Genomic DNA, 22,975 nt, shown 5'->3' with positions numbered 1-22,975 from the left:
GTGGATAACTGCTTCCAGCCCATACAGACTGGCGCTCGGCAAATTCCCGGTTTTTCCCACGAGACGGTAGTAAAAAATTTTTATAGCTATTTTTTGATGATTAACAGTTGCGTCATTCATAACCAACCGATGGGATCTTGCTCACATTTTCATCATTTTGGGTTCTGCACCACAACTCACCACCTCCAGCACCGTCGCTGTGCAATCCGGTTTTTTATAAATCGCTTTCTGGTGATTCATTCCTAAAAAAGCCGTTTTTTTGAACACTTTTCGGTTTCTGGCAGGGGTTTTGCAGATTCAAACACGAGCCTCACCTACACTCATTTTTAAGGAGAAAAAGATGTTGAGTCTGCGTGCTGTGAATCAGTTTTACGGAAGCCAACATACGCTATGGAACGTGAATTTGGATTTTCCGCAAGGGATGTGTACAGGCGTCGTTGGCCTGCCGGGGATGGGGAAAACCACCCTCATGAATTGCATCGCCGGGAGAGTGCCCGTTGAAAGCGGCAGCATCATCTGGCACGAGGCGGGCGCGCCGCCGCGCGATTTGCTTAACCTGCCGCCAGAACAGCGCTCAGGACCGGGAATAGGCTATGTCCCGCAGGACAGGCGGATCTTCTCCCAGCTAACGATTGAGGAGAATCTGCATATCGCCATGCGGGCGATGGGGAAACCCAACCCGGAGGCGAAAAGTGACGTTTACGACCTGTTTCCGGCGCTCTACGCATTGCGGCAGGCCCGCGCCAATACGCTCTCTCCGGACGATCAGTATCAGCTGGCGCTGGCTAATGCGCTGGTGAACCGTCCGCACCTGCTGATCCTCGATGAGCCCCTGCACGGCGCAGGGCACAGCTTCGCCCAGAAGCTGGGGCAGCTGCTGGCGCGCTTAAACCGGGAGTTAGGTATGACGGTGCTATTAGCGGAGCAGCAGCTGTCGTTTATCCGCCGGGTTGCGGACCGTTTCTGCATGCTCTATCGCGGGCGTAACGTGGCGCAGGGCCACGTTAACGAACTGGATGACGAGCTTATCGCGCACTGGATGTCGCGGGAAGCAAGACGCTGAGATCGAGATAACGCCCGGTGTCGGCATTTTCCGCACCCTCAGCAAGCCAGGGAATTTCCCCGAGGCACGGGGCGGGAAGTACGCGCCTGAGCGTCGCCAGATACTCCTGGTGTCGTTTACCCGGCGCAACCACGTCGTTGGCTATCCAGCCCGCCAGCGTCAGCCCGGCCTGCTGGACGGCCTGCGCGGTCAACATGGCGTGATTGATGCAGCCCAGCCTGACGCCGACGACCAGAATGACCGGAAGCTGCTCGGCCTGCACCCAGTCAGCAAACGTCTGCGTCTCCGAAAGCGGCGTAAACCAGCCGCCTGCACCTTCCACCAGCACCCAGTCGGCATGGCTTTCCAGCGTCCGTAACCCGGCTGACAGCACGGTGAAATCAATCGGACGACCTTCGTCAGCGCTGATGATGTGCGGCGAGGTCGGTTCGGCAAAGGTGTACGGATTGACCGCTGAATAGGCGAGTTCAAGGGTGCTGTTACGCTGGAGCGCCAGCGCGTCGGTGTTGCGTAATCCTTCCGCCGTCACCTCGCTGCCGGAAGCAATGGGCTTATATCCGGCGGTGTTTTTTCCGAGCAGTCGTGCCGCCTGCAGCAGCGCCGAGCTGGCCACCGTTTTGCCCACTTCCGTATCCGTGCCGGTAACAAAATAACGTTCAGTCACGTTCGATAATCCCATGAAAAAGTTGATAAGAGAGCGGGAAATGTCCCCGCTGCTGCGGCCAGGCCAGCTCCAGACGCTGCAGCTGGCCCCGGGTCAGCGGTTTTTTCTCCCGTCCGGCGTGCAGGTGCGTGGCGCCGATGCCCTTCAGCGAACGCATAGCGCTGAACGCATCGCCAAAATTGAGGGTGATGGTCTGCACCGTGCTGCGGTAACGCCAGCCTGCCAGCGCCTGCATCACCTGCTCATGCGATAAAAAGCGGTTAGCGTGAGGCTGCTCATCCACCGCTTTCCACGCCTGATTCAGCTCCGGCAGCGAGCTTTCCAGCAGGGTGGTAAAGGCCACCTTCCCGCCCGGTCGCGCCACGCGATAAAGCTCGCGCAAGGCCTGCGGCAGGCTGCTGCACCACTGGACCGCCAGATGACTCCAGACCAGATCGAACTGCGCATCCGCCAGCGGGATCGCCTCGATATCCGCCAGCAGATAATGGTCCGCGGCCTGCCGCTGTCGCGCCTCGTCGAGCATCTGGTCCGAGAGGTCGATAGCCGTGACCTGGCTTCCCGCCCCGCGCCAGTAGCGGCTGTTGCTGCCGGGACCACAGCCCGCGTCCAGCACCTGCGGAAAACGGTTCTCGCCAAGCGCGACCAGAAGACCCTGCGCGCTCTGACGCTGCAGCTCATCGTGCTGCGAATAGCTCTGCGCGGCCCGGCCAAATGCCGCCGCGACGGCCTGCTTATTCACCGGCGTCATTGAGCGCCTCCAGCAGCGTCTGGATATCCCGTGCCTCATGTGCCGCCGTCAGGGTTAAACGCAGCCGCGCGGTACCCGGCGGGACCGTTGGCGGGCGGATGGCGGTCACCCACATCCCGCGCTCGCGCAGCGCCTGTGCCAGCGCCAGCGCGCGGCCGTTTTCGCCGACAATCACCGGCTGGATGGCGCTTTGCGAATCGGGACTGTGGAAGGGCAGCGCCGCTAACCCCTTGCGGAAGCGGGAGATATGCTCTGCCAGCCGCTGACGACGTTCATCCCCTTCTGCGCTGCGGATCACCGCCAGCGACGCAGACAGCGCCACGGCCTGCGCCGGGGGCATGCTGGTGCTGTAGATCAGGTGTCGGGCAAACTGCAGCAGATAGTCGGCGACGGACTCGCTGCACAGCACGGCGGCGCCGCTGGCGCCAAAGCCCTTGCCGAAGGTGACGATCAGCAGCTCCGGCTTCACGTTTTGCTGGTATGCGCTGCCGCGACCTTCGTCGCCCATTACGCCAATGCCGTGGGCATCGTCGACCAGCAGCCAGGCGTTTTGCCGCTTTGCTGCCTCGTGCAGCGCGGCAAGCGGCGCGCTGTCGCCGTCCATGCTGAACACCCCTTCCGTAACCGCCAGCTGTTGTCCGTCGCAGGGTTTATCCAGCAGCCCGGCGAGCTGCCCCGCATCGTTATGGGCAAAGCGGCGCAGCTGCGCCGGGCTTAAACTTGCCGCCTCCAGCAGCGAGGCGTGGCTCAGGCGGTCGGCGACAATACGGTCCTCTTTTCCCATCAGGGCGGTAATGACCGCCTGGTTGGCGGCAAAGCCGGAGATGAACAGCAGCGCGCGCGGGTAGCCGAGCCAGTCGGCAAGCGCCTCTTCCAGCGCCTGATGCGCGGTGGTATATCCGCTGACGTGTCCCGAGCCGCCGCTGCCCACGCCAAACCGCTCCGCACCCTGCTGCCAGGCGCGGATGATGGCCGGATGCTGGCTCAGCCCGAGATAGTCGTTGCTGGAGAAATTACAAAACTGCCGCCCCTCGCGGGTAAGAAAACGGCCCGCGCCGTTTTCCACCACCCTGCGAACGCGAAACGCCTCTGCCGCCCGGCGTTCGTCCAGCGCGGTATTTATTCGTGCCTGCCAGGTCATACGGCTGCCGCGTTGTAGAACTGGTCGGTGTCGGCGTTGAAAATCTGCTGCTCCAGCTGCTGCTGTTGCTCGTTATCGCCCGTCAGCACTTCGGTCTGATGCGGGTTAAGCCCCAGCTTGCGGAACAGCTGAACGTCTTTGTCTTCTTCCGGGTTCGGCGTGGTCAGCAGCTTGCAGCCGTAGAAGATGGAGTTGGCTCCGGCCATAAAGCACATCGCCTGGGTCTGCTCGTTCATCTGCTCGCGACCGGCAGAGAGGCGCACGAAAGAGGTCGGCATCATGATGCGCGCCACCGCGATGGTGCGAATAAAATCAAACGCATCCACGTCGTCGTTGTCCGCCAGCGGCGTGCCCTTGACCTTCACCAGCATGTTGATCGGCACGCTTTCCGGCGGGGTCGGCAGGTTCGCCAGCTGCAGCAGCAGGCCCGCGCGGTCTTTCACCGTTTCGCCTAAGCCCACGATACCGCCCGAGCAGACCTTGATCCCCGCGTCACGCACTTTATCCAGCGTGTCCAGACGCTCCTGATAGGTCCGCGTGGTGATGATGTTGCCGTAAAACTCCGGCGAGGTGTCGAGGTTATGGTTGTAGTAGTCCAGCCCCGCCGCAGAGAGGCGCTGCGCCTGCTCCTCGTTCAGCGTGCCGAGCGTCATACAGGCTTCGAGGCCCATCTCCTTCACGCCCTTCACCATCTGCTCCAGATACGGCATGTCGCGGTCGTGAGGGTTCTTCCACGCTGCGCCCATGCAGAAGCGGGTTGAACCGGCGTTTTTCGCCTTGCGAGCGGAGTCGAGCACCTGCTCCACCTCCATCAGCCGTTCGGATTCGAGACCGGTTTTGTAGCGCGCGCTCTGCGGGCAATATTTGCAGTCTTCAGGACAGGCACCGGTTTTGATCGACAGCAGCGTGCTGACCTGAACATGGCGCGGATCGAAGTGCTGACGATGCACCTGTTGGGCTTCGAACATCAGCTCAAGGAAAGGTTTGTTGAATAATTCAGTGACTTGCGACATCGTCCAGCGTGCGTGGTGAGCCATCGGGCTTCTCCAAAGGGTTTTGTTAATTTTCGGTTCGGTTTATACTCGTAAACCTAAAACTTTTCAAAATGGTTTACAAGTCGATTATGACCCAGGACGATCTCGCCTTCGACAAGCAGCATATCTGGCACCCTTACACCTCCACTACCCGCCCTCTTCCCGTCTATCCGGTGGCTTCGGCCCACGGCTGCGAGCTGCACCTCGCCAGCGGCGAGCGGCTCGTTGACGGGATGTCTTCGTGGTGGGCGGCCATTCACGGGTACAACCACCCGCGCCTGAATGCGGCGATGAAGGCCCAGATTGATCAGATGTCGCACGTGATGTTTGGCGGAATCACCCATCAGCCCGCGGTGGATTTATGCCGTCGCCTGGTGGCGATGACGCCTGAATCGCTGGAGTGCGTGTTCCTGGCCGATTCCGGCTCCGTGGCGGTGGAAGTGGCGATGAAAATGGCGCTGCAGTACTGGCACGCGAAGGGCGAAACGCGCCAGCGGTTCCTCACCTTCCGCAACGGCTATCACGGGGATACCTTCGGGGCGATGTCGGTGTGCGATCCGGACAACTCCATGCACAGCCTGTGGAAGGGCTATCTGCCGGAAAACCTGTTCGCCCCTGCCCCGCAGAGCCGCTTCGACGGCGAGTGGAACGAGATGGACATGGTCGGTTTCGCGCGGCTGATGGCGGCGCATCGCCATGAAATCGCCGCCGTGATCCTGGAGCCGATTGTGCAGGGCGCAGGCGGAATGCGGATGTACCACCCGGAATGGCTGAGGCGCATTCGCAGGATGTGCGACCGCGAGGGCATTCTGCTGATTGCCGATGAGATCGCCACCGGCTTTGGCCGCACCGGCAGGCTGTTTGCCTGCGAGCATGCGGGCATTGCGCCGGATATTCTGTGTCTGGGTAAAGCGCTGACCGGCGGCACCATGACGCTCTCCGCCACGCTCACGACCCGCCAGGTGGCCGACACCATCAGCGACGGCGAGGCGGGCTGCTTTATGCACGGCCCGACGTTTATGGGCAACCCGCTGGCCTGCGCCGTCGCAAGCGAAAGCCTTGCCATTCTGGAGAGCGGCGAGTGGCAGACGCAGGTTGCGGCGATTGAGGCGCAGCTGAAAGATGAACTGAATGCCGCCTCGGGCGCGAATTTTGTGGCAGACGTGCGCGTGCTGGGCGCCATCGGCGTGATTGAAACCACCCATCCGGTGAATATGGCGGCGCTGCAGCGCTTCTTCGTTGAGCAGGGCGTCTGGGTGCGGCCTTTCGGCAAGCTTATCTACCTGATGCCGCCGTACAGCATTACGCCGGAGCAGCTGCGTAAATTAACCGACGCGGTTGTAACAGCCGTTAACATTCCCGCGCATTTCACGATGTAACCCTATGCATTACACTTGCTGAACGAGCGATCAACGAGGGTAAACCGTATGAAAATCATCAGTAAAGATCTGCGCGACGGTGAAAAACTGCCGGAACGCCACGTATTCAACGGCATGGGGTATCAGGGAGACAATATCTCCCCGCACCTGGCGTGGGACGAGGTTCCGGCCGGAACCAAAAGCTTTGTCGTGACCTGCTACGACCCGGATGCGCCGACCGGCTCCGGCTGGTGGCACTGGATTGTGGCGAACCTGCCTGCCGACACGCGCGTCCTGCCGCAGGGTTCCGGTTCAGACCTGGTTGCCCTGCCTGAAGGCGCCATTCAGACGCGCACCGATTTTGGTAAAGCGGGCTACGGCGGCGCGGCGCCGCCAAAAGGGGAAACCCACCGCTATATCTTCACGGTGCACGCGCTGGATGTGGAGAAGATTGAGGTCGATGAAGGGGCGAGCGGCGCGATGGTCGGGTTTAACGTGCATTTCCATTCGCTGGGCAGCGCGTCGATTACGGCGATGTATTCATAATAGTGCGGGCTGATGCCCTCACCCCGGCCCTCTCCCACAGGGAGAGGGAGAAAACCTGGCAATTCCCTCTCCCTGTGGGAGAGGGTTAGGGCAAAAAATCACAGCACCGAAGGTAACAGCCCCACCAGCCGCCCTTCTTCCAGAAGCTGCATCGCCTTATCAATATCCGGCGCAAAGAAGCGGTCGTCATCGTAGTGCGATACGTGCTCGCGCAGCGCATGACGCGCCTGCTCCAGCAGCGGGCTGGATTTTAGCCCTTCACGCAGATCGACACCCTGACTTGCCGCCAGCCATTCCACCGCCAGCACGCCGCGAGTGTTGGAGGCCATTTCCCACAGACGACGTCCGGCAGCCGGTGCCATCGAAACGTGATCTTCCTGGTTCGCTGACGTTGGCAGGCTGTCCACGCTGTGCGGGTGCGACAGGGCTTTGTTCTCGCTCGCCAGCGCCGCTGCGGTCACCTGGGCAATCATAAAGCCCGAGTTGACCCCGCCGTTACGCACCAGGAACGGCGGCAGCTGGGACATATGTTTATCCATCATCAGCGCGATGCGGCGCTCGGACAACGCACCGACTTCGGCAATCGCCAGGGCGATATTATCCGCCGCCATTGCCACCGGCTCGGCGTGGAAGTTACCCCCGGAAACCACCTCGTTTTCCTGGGCGAACACCAGCGGGTTATCGGACACCGCGTTGGCCTCCACCAGCAGCACTTCTGCCGCCTGGCGCAGCTGCGTCAGGCACGCGCCCATCACCTGCGGCTGGCAGCGCAGGGAATACGGATCCTGCACCTTTTCACAGTTGTGGTGTGAATCCGCGATCTCGCTGGTGTCGGTAAGCACGTGACGGTACATCGCGGCGGCATCAATCTGCCCGCGCTGACCGCGCACCTCGTGGATGCGGGCATCGAACGGGCGACGCGAGCCCAGCACGGCTTCGGTGGTCAGCGCACCGCACACCACCGCCGAGGCAAACAGATCTTCCGCTTCAAACAGGCCGCGCAGCGCGAAGGCCGTCGATGCCTGCGTGCCGTTCAGCAGCGCCAGCCCCTCTTTCGCCGCCAGGGTGATCGGGTTTAACCCGGCTTTTTTCAGCGCCTCTTTCGCAGGAAGCCACTCGCCCTGCCAGCGCGCTTTGCCTTCGCCCAGCAGCAGCAACGACATGTGCGCCAGCGGCGCAAGATCGCCGGATGCGCCGACGGAACCTTTTGCCGGGATCCACGGATAGACTTCCGCATTGACCAGCGCCATCAGCGCCTGAATCACGCTCAGGCGAATGCCGGAGAAGCCGCGCGCCAGGCTGTTGATTTTGAGCACCATCATCAGACGGACAATCTCATCGTCCAGCGGCTGACCCACGCCCGCCGCATGTGACAGCACCAGCGAACGCTGTAAGTTTTCCAGATCGTGCGTGGCGATGCGGGTCTGCGCCAGCAGGCCAAATCCGGTGTTAATCCCGTAGGCGGTGCGCCCTTCTGCAACGATGGCTTCGACGCAGGCAACGCTGTCGTTAATGGCGGCGTGGGCGCTTTCATCAAGCGACAGGGTGACCGGCTTACGCCAGACGTTACGCAGCTGCTTGAGCGTCAGCGAGCCGGGAGTGAGTGTTAGTGCGTTCATTAATGCTTTCCTTGTGTGGCAGGGATCATCGGCAGGTTAAGGCCCTGCTCTTTGGCACAGTCAATGGCAATCTCATAGCCCGCATCCGCGTGACGCATCACGCCGGTGGCCGGGTCGTTGTGCAGCACGCGAGCGATACGCGCGGCGGCTTCATCGGTTCCGTCGCAGACGATGACCATCCCGGAATGCTGGGAGAAGCCCATCCCCACGCCGCCGCCGTGGTGCAGCGACACCCAGGTCGCGCCGCTGGCGGTATTCAGCAGAGCGTTCAGCAGCGGCCAGTCTGAGACCGCATCCGAGCCGTCGCGCATGGCTTCGGTTTCGCGGTTCGGGCTGGCGACGGAGCCGGAATCCAGGTGGTCGCGGCCGATGACGATCGGCGCGGAGACTTCACCGCTGCGCACCATTTCGTTGAAGGCGAGGCCGAGTTTTTGACGCCACTCCAGCCCTACCCAGCAGATACGCGCCGGCAGGCCCTGGAAGTTAATGCGCTCGCGGGCCATGTCCAGCCAGTGATGCAGGTGTTCGTCATCGGCGACGATCTCCTTCACTTTGGCGTCGGTTTTGTAGATGTCCTCCGGGTCGCCGGACAGGGCAACCCAGCGGAACGGACCGATGCCGCGGCAGAACAGCGGGCGAATATAGGCAGGAACGAAGCCCGGGAAGTCAAAGGCGTTATTCACGCCCATCTCTTTCGCCATCTGGCGGATGTTGTTGCCGTAGTCAAAGGTCGGAATGCCCATCTGGCTGAAGGCCAGCATGGCGGAGACGTGCTCAGCCATGGCGCGTTTCGCGGCAAGCACCGTGCCTTCCGGGTCGGTTTCCGCCTTTTGCTGATATTCTTCCCACGTCCAGCCTTTTGGCAGGTAACCGTGCAGCGGGTCATGGGCGCTGGTCTGGTCGGTGACCAGATCCGGACGCACGCCGCGGGCGACGAGCTGCGGGAGAATGTCCGCCGCGTTGCCGCACAGGGCAATCGACACCGCTTTGCCTTCGGAGGTGTATTTTTTGATGCGCGCCAGCGCATCGTCCAGATCGGTTGCCTGCTCATCGACGTAGCGGGTGCGCAGACGGAAATCAATGCGGCTCTGCTGGCACTCAATGTTGAGCGAGCACGCGCCAGCAAGCGTGGCGGCCAGCGGCTGCGCGCCGCCCATGCCGCCAAGACCTGCGGTCAATACCCAGCGGCCTTTGAGCAAGCCGTTATAGTGCTGGCGACCGGCTTCCACGAAGGTTTCGTAGGTGCCCTGCACGATCCCCTGGCTGCCGATGTAGATCCAGCTACCCGCGGTCATCTGGCCATACATCGCCAGCCCTTTCGCGTCCAGTTCGTTGAAGTGTTCCCAGGTGGCCCAGTGCGGCACAAGGTTAGAGTTAGCGATCAGCACGCGCGGCGCGTTTTTGTGCGTTTTGAACACGCCAACCGGCTTGCCGGACTGCACCAGCAGGGTTTCGTCGTGTTCGAGTTCGGTCAGGGATTTTACAATTGCGTCATAGCATTCCCAGTTGCGCGCGGCGCGGCCTATGCCGCCGTAGACCACCAGCTCGTGGGGGTTTTCCGCCACCTCAGGGTCGAGGTTGTTCATCAACATGCGCAGCGGGGCTTCGGTGAGCCAGCTTTTGGCGGTAAGCGTGGTGCCGCGCGCGGCGCGGACGTCCTGCTGGCGGTATTTACCTGACGACATTGTGTGCTCCTCATAGGGGACAGATGATGCATTTAGATATACTTGTATAGACAAGCACACACAAGGTCAGATTTAACAAAAAAGATACAATTTTGTTATATTGCGTTAGCGATCACGCTTATAAAACTTATGACATGAAGTGGCCCTGCAGCCGGTAGCGATTCCCCGGGAAAAGCAGCCGGGCATGCGACACAATGTGCGACGAGGACCAGGTTCGACGGCGGATCAGCAGGCACGGATCGTGCTCTTTAATGCGTAGCCTTTCGCACTCCTGCGGCGTGGCGCGCACGGCCTCCACAATGTGCTCCCCTTCCGTCAGCGGTGCGACGAGCGAGAGATAGGCATGCGGCGTGGTCTGGGTGTAATCCTGGTTCAGATAGTCCGGTATCCGCTCAGCGTTCACGCAGCGATCTTCAATCTGCACCGGAATGTCGTTTTCGAAATGCACCATCACGGAGTGGAAGATGCGGCTGCCTTCCTTGACGTTAAGCTCTGTGGCCTGCTCGGCGCTGGCCTGAGTCTCTTCGAGCACCAGCACCTCACAGTGGTGCTGATGATTACGCGCGGCAATCTCGTCCGCAATGCTGCGGATTTCAAACAGCGCCGACTGTCCTTTCGGTTCCGCCACAAACGTCCCCACGCCCTGCAGGCGCACCAGAAGCCCTTCGTCGGTCAGCTCGCGCAGCGCCCGGTTGACGGTCATCCGGCTAAAACCAAACTGCGCCACCAGCTCGGCCTCCGAAGGAATGCGATCGTGCGGGCGCCAGACGCCGGTAGCGATTTTTTCGCTAATTGCCTGCTTCACCTTTTCATAGAAAGGCGCGGGAGGGCTCGACTGCGGCAGAGGTGAGCGTGAAAACATCGTGACTCCTTGAATAGTGTTATGCCCACCAGTGAGCAATTTGCCAGGCCAGGCGGGCGGCGAGCTTAGCGCCCTGTCCGTCCCGATCGTACTGCGGGTTAAACTCTACCAGATCGGCGGCCTGTAGCTTACCGCTACGGCAGATTTGTTCGATAACCGGGAGAAGATCCAGCGCCGGTATGCCTAACGCAGCCGGTGCGGACACGGCAGGCATTTCGCTGGCGGAGAGGACGTCCAGATCGATCGTCAGATAGATACGATCGGCCTGCGCCAGCACCCTTTCCAGGGCGGATAGCGCATCGCGCCTGAAATGGAGATCTTCCACCAGCGTGACGTTCAGGCGTTCGGCCTCGTCCCACAGCGCCAGCGTGTTCGCCGCCCGGCTCACGCCAAGGCAGGCGTAGTGAAATTCCCGCCCGCGCTCATCGCAGTAGCGCGCCAGCTGGCGAAACGGGGTGCCGGATGTGGCCCGGTCGGCCTTGCGCAGATCGAGATGGGCATCAAGGTTGATAATGACAACCCGCTCGTTCGGGAAGGCGTCCAGCACGCCGCGACCGTGCGCCCACGCGGTTTCGTGCCCGCCGCCAAACACCAGCGTCCGCATCCCGGACTGCTGGCAGGCCGTGACGGCATCGCTTAACGCCTGCTGTGCCGCTTCCAGCTCGTGGCCTTCAACATACACCGAGCCCATATCCGCCAGCCGATCATGTCCCTCATGGCTTGCCATATTTGCCAGCGCCTTTCGCAGCATATCCGGTGCCTGCACGGCGCCGGGCCTGCCCTGATTGCGTTTTACCCCTTCATCACATTCAAAGCCTATCAGCGCGATGCCGGATGAAAGCGGCGTGAACTGGCCCTGCTGCTTTATCGTCTGGAAAATGCGCTTTGCACTGCTGGCCTCGGCGCTGTCATCGCGCCCCTGCCAGACGGTTTCGGCTACGGGCCGCCATAACCTCATACTGCCTCCCCACGGAAAATACGTTGATACAGCGGATTGCGTCCCGGCTCGTAGACCATCTCAACCGGATGATGAGCATCCCAGACGATAAAATCGGCGACAAACCCTGCCCGCAGCTGCCCGTGGGTTGCGCCACGGCCCAGCGCCTGCGCGGCATGGCGCGTGACGCCAGCCCAGGCTTCTTCCGGAGTCAGGCCAAACTGGACGCAGGCCATGTTCATCGCCAGGTGCAGGCTCGCAAACGGGCTGGTGCCGGGGTTATAGTCGGTGGCGACGGCCATCGGCACGCCCTGTTTTCTGAGCCGTTCAACCGGCGGACGCTGGCGCTCCTGCAGAAAATAGAACGCACCCGGCAACAGGACGGCAACCGTGCCGCTTTCCGCCATCGCCTGAACGCCTGCGTCGTCGAGATACTCAATATGATCGGCGGAAAGGCCCTTATACTGGCTGACCAGCGCCGCGCCGCCCTGATTCGACAGCTGCTCGACATGCCCTTTCACCGGGATACTCAGCTCGGCGGCGGCCTTGAAGAGGCGCTCGGTCTGCGACGGGGTAAAGCCGACGTTTTCACAAAACACGTCGACTGCTTCATATAACTCTTTTTGCCACAGCGTGGGCAGTATCTGCTCGCAGACCAGCGTGAGGTAGGCATCCGGATCCTGCCGGTATTCCGGCGGAACCGCATGGGCCGCCAGCAGCGTTGGGCTGATATCGATCGGATTATTGAGGCCCAGCTGGCGGGCAACCTGCAGCATCTTCTCTTCGGCCTCGGCGTTGAGCCCGTATCCCGATTTGATTTCAACGGTCGTCACGCCTTCATTCATGAGACGCTGGAGCCGCTGCTGCGCCAGTTTCAGCAAGGTTTCGGCTGAGCTGCTGCGCGTCGCCGTCACGGTCGCGTTAATCCCGCCCCCCTGGGCGCTGATGGTTTGATAAGAGACGCCGTTCAGACGCTGCTCCCACTCCGCCGCGCGGTCGCCGCCAAATACCAGGTGGGTATGGCAGTCAATCAGGCCAGGCGTGACCAGACGTCCCTGAAGATCGACACAGTGACGGTGTCCGGAAGGAATGTCAGATTCAGGGATCGCGGCCAGAATAGTGTGGCCGCGCACGACCAGGGCGTGTTGCTCTTTCAGTCCATAAGGCGCAGGTACGTCCGGCGCCATCGTAGCCAGTCGCGCATTTCGCCATATTACATCGTCGGGATGAATCTGCTGCATGGGGCATTCCACTTGTCTTAGGTTGTATAGACATTTATTTGCATCCACCGTCTACTGTCAACCGCCTTGACGGAAAATGTTATTTATTTGTGATCACCTACCTGCCGCTCCGGGGCTAAAAATGCAACTTTTACCCTTTTTATCTTCCCGTTTCGCTCAACTTAGTATAAAAAAGCAGGCTATTTCGTCTATCCCGTTTAAGACTTGCATACCCAGGAGCTCTACCTTGAACATTTCCAGGATTTCCCGTCTGGCGTTAGCACTCGCCTTTGGCGTGACCTTATCCGCATGCAGTTCAACACCACCGGATCAGCGCCCTTCTGAGCAGGTTGCGCCCGGTACCGCCTCCCGCCCGATTTTGTCCGCTGATGAAGCGAAGAACTTCGATCGTGCGCACTACTTCTCGGCGATGGATCCTAACGCTGCGCCGTGGACACCGTCTTCTATTAACCTGCCTAAACAGCCTGACTTCGTGGTTGGCCCGGCGGGTGCGCAGGGCGTAACGCATACCTCTATTCAGGCTGCGGTTGATGCTGCCATCACTAAACACAGCGCGTCTCGCCAGTACATCGCGATCCTGCCGGGTGAATATGAAGGCACCGTGTATGTTCCGGCGGCCCCTGGCAGCATTACGCTTTACGGTCTGGGCGAAAAAGCGATCGACGTAAAAATTGGCCTGGCGATTGATTCCGAAATCGACAGCAACACCTGGCGTCACCTGGTGAATCCGGCCGGTAAATATATGCCGGGCAAACCGGCGTGGTATATGTTTGATAACTGCCAGAGCAAGCGCTCCGCCACCATTGGCGTGATGTGCTCGGCGGTATTCTGGTCTCAGAATAACGGTCTGCAGCTGCAGAACCTGACCATTCAGAATACCCTGGGCGACAGCGTTGATGCCGGCAGCCACCAGGCCGTTGCGCTGCGTAGCGATGGCGATAAGGTGCAGATTAATAACGTCAACATTCTGGGCCGTCAGAACACCTTCTTCGTGACCAACAGCGGCGTGCAGAACACCCTGCAGAATAACCGCCTGACCCGTACTCTGGTGACCAACAGCTACGTTGAAGGTGACGTGGATCTGGTGTCCGGTCGCGGCGCGGTGGTGTTTGATAATACCGATTTCCGCGTGGTGAACTCACGCACTCAGCAGGAAGGTTACGTGTTTGCTCCGGCAACCCAGTCTAACCTCTTCTACGGCTTCCTGGCCGTGAACAGCCGCTTTAACGCTGCCGGCGACGGCGTGGCGCAGCTGGGACGCTCCCTGGACGTGGACTCTGCGACCAACGGTCAGGTCGTGATCCGCGACAGCGTGATCAATGAAGGCTTCAACATGGCGAAGCCGTGGGCTGATGCCGCGATCTCCAAACGTCCATTCTCCGGCAATACCGGTGCGGTGGATGATAAAGGGAACGTGCAGCGCAACCTGAACGACGCTAACTTCAACCGCATGTGGGAATACAACAACCGCGGTCTGGGTAGCAAAGTGGTTGCTGAGCCGAAGCAGTAAGCTGTTTTGCCCGGTGGCGCTGCGTTTACCGGGCATAAAAAAACCTCGCATTCGCGAGGTTTTTTGTTTTTAGCCGCTTAGTGAGCGTTGACCACCACCCACATTGGCCCCTGGCCTACGGCGTAACGCCCTTTCTCTTCCAGCAGCCCCTGCTCGCCTTTAATTTCATACAGCGCGATGTGGTGGGATTTCTGCCCCGCCGCAATCAGGTATTTACCGCTGTGATCGATATTAAAGCCGCGCGGCTGGGTTTCCGTTGGCTGGAACCCTTCAATCGCCAGCACGCTGCCGTCTTCAGAGATGCTAAAGACGGTAATCAGGCTGGAGGTACGGTCGCAGGCGTACAGATGGCGGCCATTTGGCGTAATGTGGATATCCGCCGCCCAGCGGGTATCGGAGAAATCAGACGGCATCATGTCCAGCGTCTGCACGCACTCAATCTGACCGTTTGGATCTTTCAGCTCCCATACGTCCACAGAGCTGTTCAGCTCATTGACCACGTAGGCGTACTGCTGGTTCGGATGGAAGACCATATGGCGCGGGCCGGCACCTTCAACGGTAGTCACTTCGGCAGGATTCTGCGCCACCAGATGACCGTCGTCGCTCAGGGTGAACAGGCAGATACGATCCTGCTTCAGCGCAGGCACCCACAGCGTGCGGTTATCCGGAGAGATATTCGCCGAGTGGCAGCCTTCAAGCCCTTCCACCACATCCACGGTTTCGACCGGAATACCATCTTCCAGACGCGTTACGCTGACGCAGCCCGCGTTATACGATCCGCTGAAGACAAAGTTGCCTTTACGATCGGTCGAGATATGGGTTGGGCTGCCCGGCAACGGGGCTTCGGCAGTGTACGTCAGCGCGCCATCGTCCGGAGAAATGCGATAGGCCAGCACGCGGAACTCCGGGCGCACACCCACGTACAAGAAACGTTTATCCGGGCTGATGACCATCGGTTGCACCTGGCCTGGAACATCAACAACCTGAACCAGCGTGAGTGTCCCTTCGGTATTTAAACGCCAGACGTGGATCTGCTGGCTTTCAGGACTGGCGGTATAAACGGTTTGTTTCATGAATATTCACTCCTCACTGCGCATGAAAGTAGTTAACTTTTGACGGTGAATGCTGAATTGTCGACAGGAGTTTTGAAGCGTTCGCCTCTCGGTGTACCATCCCATCAAAACGTAAATTCAATATTAACCCGGGAAAACAGATGACCTCGCGTGTGATTGCTCTGGATTTAGACGGTACCTTACTGACGCCGCAAAAAACCCTTCTCCCCTCCTCCCTTGAGGCGCTAAAACGCGCGCAGGAAGTGGGATATCAACTCCTTATCGTAACGGGTCGACATCACGTTGCCATTCACCCTTTTTATCAGGCACTGGCGTTAGATACACCTGCAATTTGTTGTAATGGCACTTATTTGTATGATTATCAGGCAAAAAAGGTTTTAGAATCCGACCCGCTGCCGGTTCCCCAGGCGCTGCAGCTGATCGATCTGCTGGATGAGCATGCCGTTCACGGCCTGATGTACGTGGATAACGCGATGGTGTACGAGCGCCCTACAGGCCACGTGGTGCGCACCAGCAACTGGGCGTTGTCCCTGCCTGAAGCGCAGCGTCCGGTCTTTACCCAGGTTTCCTCCCTGCGTCAGGCAGCCCAGGACGTTGAGGCTATCTGGAAATTCGCCCTGACCGATGAAGACACCACCAAACTGAATACCTTCGCAAAACACGTGGAACACACGCTGGGTCTGGAGTGCGAATGGTCCTGGCATGACCAGGTGGATATTGCCCGCAAAGGCAACAGCAAAGGCAAGCGCCTGACGCAGTATGTGGAATCGCAGGGCGGGTCGATGCGTGACGTGATCGCCTTCGGCGACAACTATAACGACATCAGCATGCTGGAAGCCGCCGGTACCGGCGTGGCGATGGGCAATGCCGACGACGCGGTAAAAGCCCGCGCCAACGTGGTGATTGGCGACAACACCACCGACAGCATCGCGCAGTACATTTATACCCACCTGCTGTAATCAGGCGGTAATCGAGACGCTCTTAATTTGCGCGTAAAGCCACAGGCCGGGTTTGATCCCTAACTCATCCCTCGCCCACGGGCTGATGCGCGCCCAGAGCGTCCTGCTGCCGACTTCAAGCTTCACTTCCACCTGCCCGTTATCATCAAAACACTCCGCGACTTTGGCGCGCAGAATATTTCGAATACTGGTTTGCAGCGGCGGCTGCAGCACCAGCGAGACGTCCGACGCCTGGATGCGAATTCGCAGCGCGGACTGTAGCGGTTTGTCGATCTTATTGACCCACAGATGCTGGTCGCCCAGCGCCAGGGCGGTCATCGCGTAGTGCGGATGATGTTCCAGAACGCTCACTTTAAGAATGCTGCTCTGCTGTTCCCGGGGTAACCAGGGGTGCATTACGCTGCTGCCCCACACCTCTTCCAGGTTGCCGAAGGCCTTCACGCTGCCCTCTTCCAGCACCAGCACCTTGTCGGCCAGATGGAGGATCTCATCCAGCGAATGGCTGACGTAGAGCATTGGAATATTAATTTCGCGCGTCAGTCGCTGTAGATAAGGCAGAAGTTCGCGTTTACGCGGAATATCGAGCGAGGCCAGCGGCTCGTCGAGCAGCAGCAGCTCGGGGGCGGTCAGCAACGCGCGTCCAATGGCCACACGCTGTTTTTCTCCGCCGGAGAGTGAGGATGGCAGCCTGTCGAGCAGAGGCTCAATGCCTAAAAGCGTCACCAGCTTGTCAAACTGCCCGGCCATGCTTTTCGCCATGCCGTAACGCAGGTTGCCGCGCACGCTGTAGTGCGGGAACAGGCGCGCGTCCTGGAAAACATAGCCGATGCGGCGTTTATCCGGCGAGAGGTAAATTTTGTTCTCCACGTCATTCAGGACGCGGTCATTCAGGACAATACGGCCTGACTGCGGGCGGGTCAGGCCGCTGATGGCATTAATCAGCGACGTTTTTCCCGCTCCCGACACGCCAAAGATGGCGGTGATTCCGCTTGCCGGCAGCGTCTCGTTAAGCGTCAGGGTATGGTTTCCCAGCGTCTGGGTGAAATGGAGTTCCAGCATGCTTATTTCCCCATCCGCTCGCGGCTGAGCCGCGCCAGCCATTCAGACACCATTAGCGATGCCAGCGCCAGCACAATTGAAATAATACACAGCCGCGCCGCCGCGCCTTCACCGCCCGGCGTTTGAATCAGAGTATACATTGCCGACGGGATGGTTCGCGTCTCGCCGGGGATGTTCGACACAAAGGTGATCGTGGCGCCAAACTCGCCCAGCGAGCGGGCGAAGGCCAGCACCGTGCCGACAATAATACCCGGCAGCGTCAGCGGAAGCGTGATGGTGAAAAAGACGCGCCAGCGCCCTGCGCCCAGCGTGCGGGCCGCCTGTTCGAGCTTCATGTCCACGCCTTCCAGCGCGAGGCGTATTGCCCTCACCATCAGCGGGAATGACATCACCGCTGCCGCCAGTACCGCACCGCGCCAGCTAAACGCAAACGTCAGCCCAAACCAGTCGTAGAGCTTCTCGCCGATAAAACCGCGTCGCCCCATCGAAATCAGCAGCAGATAACCGACCACCACGGGCGGCAAAACGAGCGGAAGATGCAGCACGCTGTCGAGCAGCGTTTTGCCGGGAAACTGACAGCGAACCAGTAGCCAGGCAAAGAAGATCCCAAAGGGCAAACTCAGCGCAACCGCCAGGGAAGAGACTTTTAGGCTCAGCAGAACAGCCTGCCATTCAGGATCGGTCAATATCATCAGTGAGTCGTAAATCCATAACGTTTAAAGATTGCGGACGCCTCCGGCCCTTTCAGGTAATCGCGGAAGGCCGTCACGGCCGCATTTTTATGTCCATCAACAATCGCAACAGGATATTCCACTTTCTTGTGGGAGTCTTCCGGGAACGTTGCGACCACTTTTACACCTTTACTGGCAACGGCATCAGAGCCGTACACAATGCCCAGCGGGGCTTCGTTGCGCTCAACCAGCGCCAGCGCGCCGCGCACGTCTTCCGCCGGGGCCAGCTTCGGTGACAATGTCTCCCATGCACCCAGCTTTTGCAGCGCTTCTTTGGCATAAATCCCGGCCGGAACGTGCTCCGGGTCGCCCACGGCCAGACGGCCACCGTTCAGCAGGCTCGTCCAGTGGGTCTCTTTGGTGATGGTGAAGTCCGCCTGCGCGCTGGCTTTTGGCGCCACGACAACCAGGCTATTCCCCAGCAGCGTTTCGCGGGTTGTGGCATCAATCGATTTCTTCTCCGCCGCGTAATCCATCCACTTCTGGTCAGCCGAGATGAACAGATCCGCCGGTGCGCCCGCTTCTATCTGGCGCGCCAGCGTCGAGGAAGAGGCAAAAGAGGAGACCACCTCGACGTTTTTCTCTTTTTTATACGCCGCCGCGATGTCCTGCAGCGCGTTGGTCAGCGACGCCGCGGCAAAGACGGTGATTTTACCCTCGTCCGCCAGCGCGTGTCCGGTAAGTGAAAGCGTCAGCGTTGCCCCTGCGAAAAGGCGTACCCATGAACGTGCCATCTGTAACTCCTGTGAGTAGCGTTATATACATCTTAATATAACGATAACGTCAGGGAGATCCCAGCGTTTAATCGTACCGCTGAAGGGGTAAACCGGTGTAATGCGTTAAATGATATCGGCGTAAACGGGAAAATCTTGAGAGCAAAACGCCCGGACCGGCCGGGCGTTTTGTGGGGAATCAATGCTGCTTTTTAGCCTGGTCTTTGTGACCAATGTTCGAAAAGACGTTGAACACTTCACCCAGGCCGTAGATGGCACCGAGGATGATGGCCATCACTACTGGTACCATGATCACGGCGAATACCAGACTTTTCAACAACTCTAACATGGTTTTCTCCAGATATTGTGAACGGCTCATTCTACCCTTTCAAATGAGAAAAACATCCCCTTTTGTGCGGTACCCTATGCGCCTTGCACCATTTAGGCCACAATACTCTTTTTGCCAGGATACTGTTATGCAGGCCGAAATTCTTCTCACTCTACGACTTCAGCAAAAGCTTTTCGCCGATCCGCGACGTATCGCCCTGCTTAAACAAATAGAACAAACGGGCTCAATTAGCCAGGGGGCGAAAAACGCGGGCATCAGCTACAAAAGTGCCTGGGACGCTATCAACGAAATGAACACCCTGAGCGAACACCCGCTGGTGGACAGAGCCACAGGCGGCAAAGGCGGCGGCGGTGCGATCGTGACGCGCTATGGCCAGCGCCTTATTCAGCTTTACGATCTGCTGGCCCAGATCCAGCAAAAGGCGTTCGATGCGTTGAGCGACGACGATAACGTTCCGCTGGACAGCTTGCTGGCCGCCATTTCCCGCTTCTCGTTACAAACCAGCGCCCGCAACCAGTGGTTTGGAACGGTGACGGCGCGCGACAATCTCCAGGTACAGCAGCATATTGAGATCCTGCTTGCCGATGGCACCACCCGTCTGAAAGCCGCAATAACGGCGCAGAGCGCAGAGCGCCTTGAGCTTCATGAAGGTAAAGAGGTGCTGGTGCTGCTGAAAGCGCCGTGGGTCAATATCACGCGCGATCCCGACGCCGCAAAGGGAGCAGATAACCAGCTGCAGGGCACCATCAGCCATATCGAACACGGTGAAGCGCAGTGCGAAGTGCTGATGACCCTCGCAGATGGGCAACCGCTTTGCGCGACGATACCGCTTAGCGAAGCGGACGGTTTAGAAGAAGGTACTGTCGTTACCGCCTGGTTCAACGCAGATCGGGTGATTATCGCCACATTGTGCTGAGCGCATTGACAATCGCGCCGACAGTGCGTATCCCTGATATCTATTGCTGCAAAAACAGGGATAAACCATGTCATCATTGCATATTTCGCAAGGCACGTTTCGTCTTAGCGATACCCGAACGCTGACGATTGCTGATTTAACGATACGCGCGGGTGAAAGCTGGGCGTTTGTCGGCACAAACGGCAGCGGTAAATCCGCGCTGGCCCGTGCGCTGGCCGGCGAGCTCCCCCTCCTCAAGGGCGAATGCCAGGGCGACTTTACGCGCCTGACGCGCCTGTCATTTGAACAACTGCAAAAGCTGGTGAGCGACGAGTGGCAGCGCAATAACACTGATTTACTCAGCCCTGGCGAAGAAGATACCGGCCGTACGACGGCGGAAATTATTCAGGATGAGGTGAAAGATCCCGCCCGCTGTCTACGCCTGGCAGAACGGTTCGGCATCACCGCCCTGCTCAACCGACGCTTTAAATACCTTTCTACCGGCGAGACGCGAAAAACGCTGCTTTGCCAGGCGCTGATGAGCGAGCCCGAACTGCTTATCCTCGACGAACCGTTTGACGGCCTTGACGTGCAGTCCCGTGCGCAGCTCGCTTCTCTGCTGGAGTCGCTTAATCAGCAGGGATATACCCTGGTTTTGGTGCTTAACCGCTTCGATGAAATTCCGGACTTTATTCAGCACGCGGGCGTACTGGCCGACTGTAACCTGACCGAGACCGGTGAAAAAACCGCGCTGCTTAAGCAGGCGCTCATTGCCCAGCTCGCACACAGTGAACAACTCGACGGTATTACGCTTCCGGAACCTGACGCCCCTTCGGCCCGCCATGCGCTCGATCCCCACCAGCCGCGCATCGTGCTGCGAGATGGGATTGTCTCTTATGACGATCGCCCGATCCTCAACCGTCTTAGCTGGACGGTCAATCCCGGCGAACACTGGCAGATTGTCGGCCCTAACGGCGCGGGAAAATCCACGCTGCTGAGCCTTATCACCGGCGATCACCCGCAGGGCTATAGCAACGATCTGACGCTGTTTGGTCGGCGTCGCGGCAGCGGCGAAACCATCTGGGATATTAAAAAACATATCGGCTACGTCAGCAGCAGCCTGCATCTGGATTACCGGGTCAGTACCACGGTACGCAACGCGATCCTTTCCGGGTATTTTGATTCCATCGGTATTTATCAGGCGGTGTCTGACAAACAGCACAAGCTCGCCCAGCAGTGGCTGGATATTCTGGGCATGGACAACCGGGTCGCTGACGCGCCGTTTCATAGTCTGTCGTGGGGGCAGCAGCGTCTGGCCCTGATCGTTCGCGCGCTGGTGAAACACCCTACGCTTCTGATCCTCGACGAACCGCTGCAGGGACTCGATCCGCTGAATCGCCAGCTTATCCGCCGCTTTGTGGACGTGCTGATTAGCGAAGGTGAAACGCAGCTGCTGTTCGTTTCACATCATGCCGAAGATGCCCCCGCCTGCATCACGCATCGTCTGGAGTTTGTGCCGGACGGTGAGGGTTATCGCTATCTTCTCAGCAACGTCGATTAACCGTGGAGGGCTCTGCCCTCCTCTTTTTCAGATAACTTGCATCAATACATCGCTATCTCTTTGATCTAGAATGCACTCAGTCATTAAAAAAGCGAGTGTGAAAACGAGTGTAAACGATTCCACTATTTTATCCCATGTCACACTTTTCGCGTCTCTGTTATGCTATGGTTATTACATACCATAAGCCCAATGGAGCGAAATATGCGAGTTCTGGTAACAGGTGGTAGCGGTTACATAGGTAGTCATACCTGCGTGCAACTGCTGCAAAACGGTCACGACGTCATCATCCTCGACAACCTGTGCAACAGTAAGCGCAGCGTGCTGCCGGTGATTGAACGCCTTGGCGGTAAACAACCGACTTTCGTGGAAGGCGACATCCGCAACGAAGCGCTGATGACCGAGATCCTTCACGACCACGCCATCGAAGCGGTGATCCACTTCGCGGGTCTGAAAGCGGTCGGTGAATCCGTTGCGAAGCCGCTCGAGTATTACGACAACAACGTCAACGGTACTCTGCGTCTCATCTCCGCCATGCGCGCGGCCAACGTCAAAAACTTCATCTTTAGCTCCTCCGCCACCGTCTACGGCGATCAGCCCAAAATCCCTTACGTTGAAAGCTTCCCGACCGGTACCCCGCAAAGCCCGTACGGCAAAAGCAAGCTGATGGTGGAGCAGATCCTGACCGACCTGCAAAAAGCGCAGCCGGAGTGGAGCATCGCGCTGCTGCGCTACTTCAACCCGGTCGGCGCGCATCCGTCAGGCGATATGGGTGAAGATCCGCAGGGCATCCCGAACAACCTGATGCCGTATATCGCCCAGGTTGCCGTGGGTCGCCGCGACTCGCTGGCGATTTTTGGCAATGACTACCCTACCGAAGACGGTACCGGCGTGCGCGACTACATCCACGTGATGGATCTGGCCGACGGTCACGTTGCGGCCATGCAGCAGCTGGCCAACAAACCGGGCGTGCATATTTACAACCTCGGCGCCGGGGTCGGCAGCAGCGTGCTGGACGTGGTTAACGCCTTCAGCAAAGCCTGCGGTAAGCCGGTGAACTACCACTTCGCTCCGCGTCGAGATGGCGACCTGCCTGCTTACTGGGCCGATGCCACCAAAGCCGACAAAGAGCTCAACTGGCGTGTGACGCGCACGCTTGATGAAATGGCACAGGATACCTGGCACTGGCAGTCACGCCACCCGCAAGGCTATCCGGACTAAGGATCCGTC

The 22,975-nt window shown here is 59.2% G+C and carries 22 protein-coding genes; 8 read left to right on the top strand and 14 right to left on the bottom strand.

From position 1 onward, the window contains the following. Window positions 1-340 precede the first annotated feature (340 nt). A complete protein-coding gene (locus NWV12_RS06335; RefSeq protein WP_032661226.1) occupies window positions 341-1,063 on the top strand; it encodes an ABC transporter ATP-binding protein in 723 nt (240 codons plus the stop codon). Here NWV12_RS06335 and bioD read toward each other — a convergent pair. Genes bioD through bioB form a run of 4 tightly spaced genes read right to left on the bottom strand, consistent with a single transcriptional unit; the run spans window position 1,026 to window position 4,653 of the window. Then, entirely contained in the window at window positions 1,026-1,727 is a 702-nt protein-coding gene (gene bioD, locus NWV12_RS06330) for a dethiobiotin synthase (RefSeq protein WP_048980863.1), read from the bottom strand. The two genes, NWV12_RS06335 and bioD, sit on opposite strands and share 38 nt — an antisense overlap. Then, complete coding sequence (bioC, locus tag NWV12_RS06325) at window positions 1,720-2,475, bottom strand: malonyl-ACP O-methyltransferase BioC (RefSeq protein ID WP_048980864.1); 756 nt, start codon at window positions 2,473-2,475, stop codon at window positions 1,720-1,722. The genes bioD and bioC overlap by 8 nt, the downstream gene beginning before the upstream one ends. Continuing rightward, window positions 2,459-3,616 carry an 8-amino-7-oxononanoate synthase gene (gene bioF, locus NWV12_RS06320; protein WP_048980865.1) on the bottom strand — a complete coding sequence of 386 codons (1,158 nt, stop codon included), beginning with the start codon at window positions 3,614-3,616 and terminating at the stop codon, window positions 2,459-2,461. Before bioF ends, bioC begins: the two co-directional genes overlap by 17 nt. Beyond that, window positions 3,613-4,653 (bottom strand): biotin synthase BioB, encoded by a 1,041-nt coding sequence (gene bioB, locus NWV12_RS06315; protein ID WP_033144975.1) that lies wholly within the window; start codon window positions 4,651-4,653, stop codon window positions 3,613-3,615. The genes bioF and bioB overlap by 4 nt, the downstream gene beginning before the upstream one ends. A gap of 86 nt (window positions 4,654-4,739) precedes the next feature. On the opposite strand from bioB, the gene bioA reads away from it, so the two are divergent. After that, window positions 4,740-6,029 (top strand): adenosylmethionine--8-amino-7-oxononanoate transaminase, encoded by a 1,290-nt coding sequence (gene bioA / locus NWV12_RS06310; RefSeq protein ID WP_048980867.1) that lies wholly within the window; start codon window positions 4,740-4,742, stop codon window positions 6,027-6,029. A gap of 48 nt (window positions 6,030-6,077) precedes the next feature. Beyond that, complete coding sequence (locus tag NWV12_RS06305) at window positions 6,078-6,554, top strand: kinase inhibitor (protein WP_008501131.1); 477 nt, start codon at window positions 6,078-6,080, stop codon at window positions 6,552-6,554. 98 nt (window positions 6,555-6,652) lie between these two features. On the opposite strand, the gene hutH is transcribed toward NWV12_RS06305, so the two are convergent. The 5 genes from hutH to hutI form a co-directional block, all read right to left on the bottom strand. Then, window positions 6,653-8,173: a histidine ammonia-lyase gene (gene hutH, locus NWV12_RS06300; protein ID WP_048980869.1), complete on the bottom strand. Its 1,521-nt coding sequence runs from the start codon at window positions 8,171-8,173 to the stop codon at window positions 6,653-6,655. Beyond that, on the bottom strand, window positions 8,173-9,858 hold the full coding sequence (hutU, locus tag NWV12_RS06295) for a urocanate hydratase (RefSeq protein ID WP_048980870.1): 1,686 nt from the start codon (window positions 9,856-9,858) through the stop codon (window positions 8,173-8,175). Before hutU ends, hutH begins: the two co-directional genes overlap by 1 nt. 127 nt (window positions 9,859-9,985) lie before the next feature. Next, window positions 9,986-10,720: a histidine utilization repressor gene (locus NWV12_RS06290; RefSeq protein ID WP_048980872.1), complete on the bottom strand. Its 735-nt coding sequence runs from the start codon at window positions 10,718-10,720 to the stop codon at window positions 9,986-9,988. 19 nt (window positions 10,721-10,739) lie between these two features. Next, a complete protein-coding gene (gene hutG / locus NWV12_RS06285; RefSeq protein WP_048980874.1) occupies window positions 10,740-11,678 on the bottom strand; it encodes a formimidoylglutamase in 939 nt (312 codons plus the stop codon). Next, complete coding sequence (gene hutI / locus NWV12_RS06280) at window positions 11,675-12,898, bottom strand: imidazolonepropionase (RefSeq protein ID WP_048980876.1); 1,224 nt, start codon at window positions 12,896-12,898, stop codon at window positions 11,675-11,677. The genes hutG and hutI overlap by 4 nt, the downstream gene beginning before the upstream one ends. Window positions 12,899-13,124: 226 nt before the next feature. Between hutI and NWV12_RS06275 the strand changes: the two genes are divergently transcribed. Next, entirely contained in the window at window positions 13,125-14,408 is a 1,284-nt protein-coding gene (locus NWV12_RS06275) for a putative acyl-CoA thioester hydrolase (RefSeq protein WP_033144970.1), read from the top strand. A gap of 77 nt (window positions 14,409-14,485) precedes the next feature. Here the strand turns inward: NWV12_RS06275 and pgl are convergent, their stop codons facing one another. Beyond that, window positions 14,486-15,481: a 6-phosphogluconolactonase gene (pgl, locus tag NWV12_RS06270; RefSeq protein ID WP_033144969.1), complete on the bottom strand. Its 996-nt coding sequence runs from the start codon at window positions 15,479-15,481 to the stop codon at window positions 14,486-14,488. A gap of 140 nt (window positions 15,482-15,621) precedes the next feature. On the opposite strand from pgl, the gene NWV12_RS06265 reads away from it, so the two are divergent. Beyond that, window positions 15,622-16,440, top strand: a complete 819-nt coding sequence (locus NWV12_RS06265) for a pyridoxal phosphatase (protein WP_033144968.1) — start codon at window positions 15,622-15,624, stop codon at window positions 16,438-16,440. Here the strand turns inward: NWV12_RS06265 and modC are convergent, their stop codons facing one another. From modC to NWV12_RS06245, 4 genes are all read right to left on the bottom strand, one after another. Next, window positions 16,441-17,499, bottom strand: coding sequence for a molybdenum ABC transporter ATP-binding protein ModC (gene modC, locus NWV12_RS06260; RefSeq protein WP_029742082.1), 1,059 nt, complete (start codon window positions 17,497-17,499; stop codon window positions 16,441-16,443). Window positions 17,500-17,501: 2 nt separating this feature from the next. After that, window positions 17,502-18,191: a molybdate ABC transporter permease subunit gene (gene modB, locus NWV12_RS06255; RefSeq protein WP_032641645.1), complete on the bottom strand. Its 690-nt coding sequence runs from the start codon at window positions 18,189-18,191 to the stop codon at window positions 17,502-17,504. After that, entirely contained in the window at window positions 18,191-18,964 is a 774-nt protein-coding gene (gene modA, locus NWV12_RS06250) for a molybdate ABC transporter substrate-binding protein (protein WP_048980879.1), read from the bottom strand. The genes modB and modA overlap by 1 nt, the downstream gene beginning before the upstream one ends. Before the next feature lie 178 nt (window positions 18,965-19,142). Next, window positions 19,143-19,292, bottom strand: coding sequence for an AcrZ family multidrug efflux pump-associated protein (locus NWV12_RS06245; RefSeq protein WP_023310811.1), 150 nt, complete (start codon window positions 19,290-19,292; stop codon window positions 19,143-19,145). A gap of 127 nt (window positions 19,293-19,419) precedes the next feature. Here NWV12_RS06245 and modE point away from each other — a divergent pair, with 127 nt between their 5' ends. The 3 genes from modE (at window position 19,420) to galE (ending at window position 22,966) form a co-directional block, all read left to right on the top strand. Further along, window positions 19,420-20,208: a molybdenum-dependent transcriptional regulator gene (modE, locus tag NWV12_RS06240; RefSeq protein WP_048980881.1), complete on the top strand. Its 789-nt coding sequence runs from the start codon at window positions 19,420-19,422 to the stop codon at window positions 20,206-20,208. 67 nt (window positions 20,209-20,275) lie between these two features. Continuing rightward, window positions 20,276-21,748, top strand: a complete 1,473-nt coding sequence (modF, locus tag NWV12_RS06235; RefSeq protein ID WP_048980882.1) for a molybdate ABC transporter ATP-binding protein ModF — start codon at window positions 20,276-20,278, stop codon at window positions 21,746-21,748. Between the two features lie 201 nt (window positions 21,749-21,949). Further along, on the top strand, window positions 21,950-22,966 hold the full coding sequence (gene galE, locus NWV12_RS06230; protein WP_023334950.1) for a UDP-glucose 4-epimerase GalE: 1,017 nt from the start codon (window positions 21,950-21,952) through the stop codon (window positions 22,964-22,966). Window positions 22,967-22,975: the final 9 nt, after the last annotated feature.

The sequence above is a fragment of the Enterobacter sp. Crenshaw genome (assembly GCF_024734705.1).
In the GTDB taxonomy this organism is placed as follows: domain Bacteria; phylum Pseudomonadota; class Gammaproteobacteria; order Enterobacterales; family Enterobacteriaceae; genus Enterobacter; species Enterobacter asburiae_B.
Note: the sequence above shows the minus strand (reverse complement) of the source record. Positions and strands in the feature narration are given on the sequence as shown.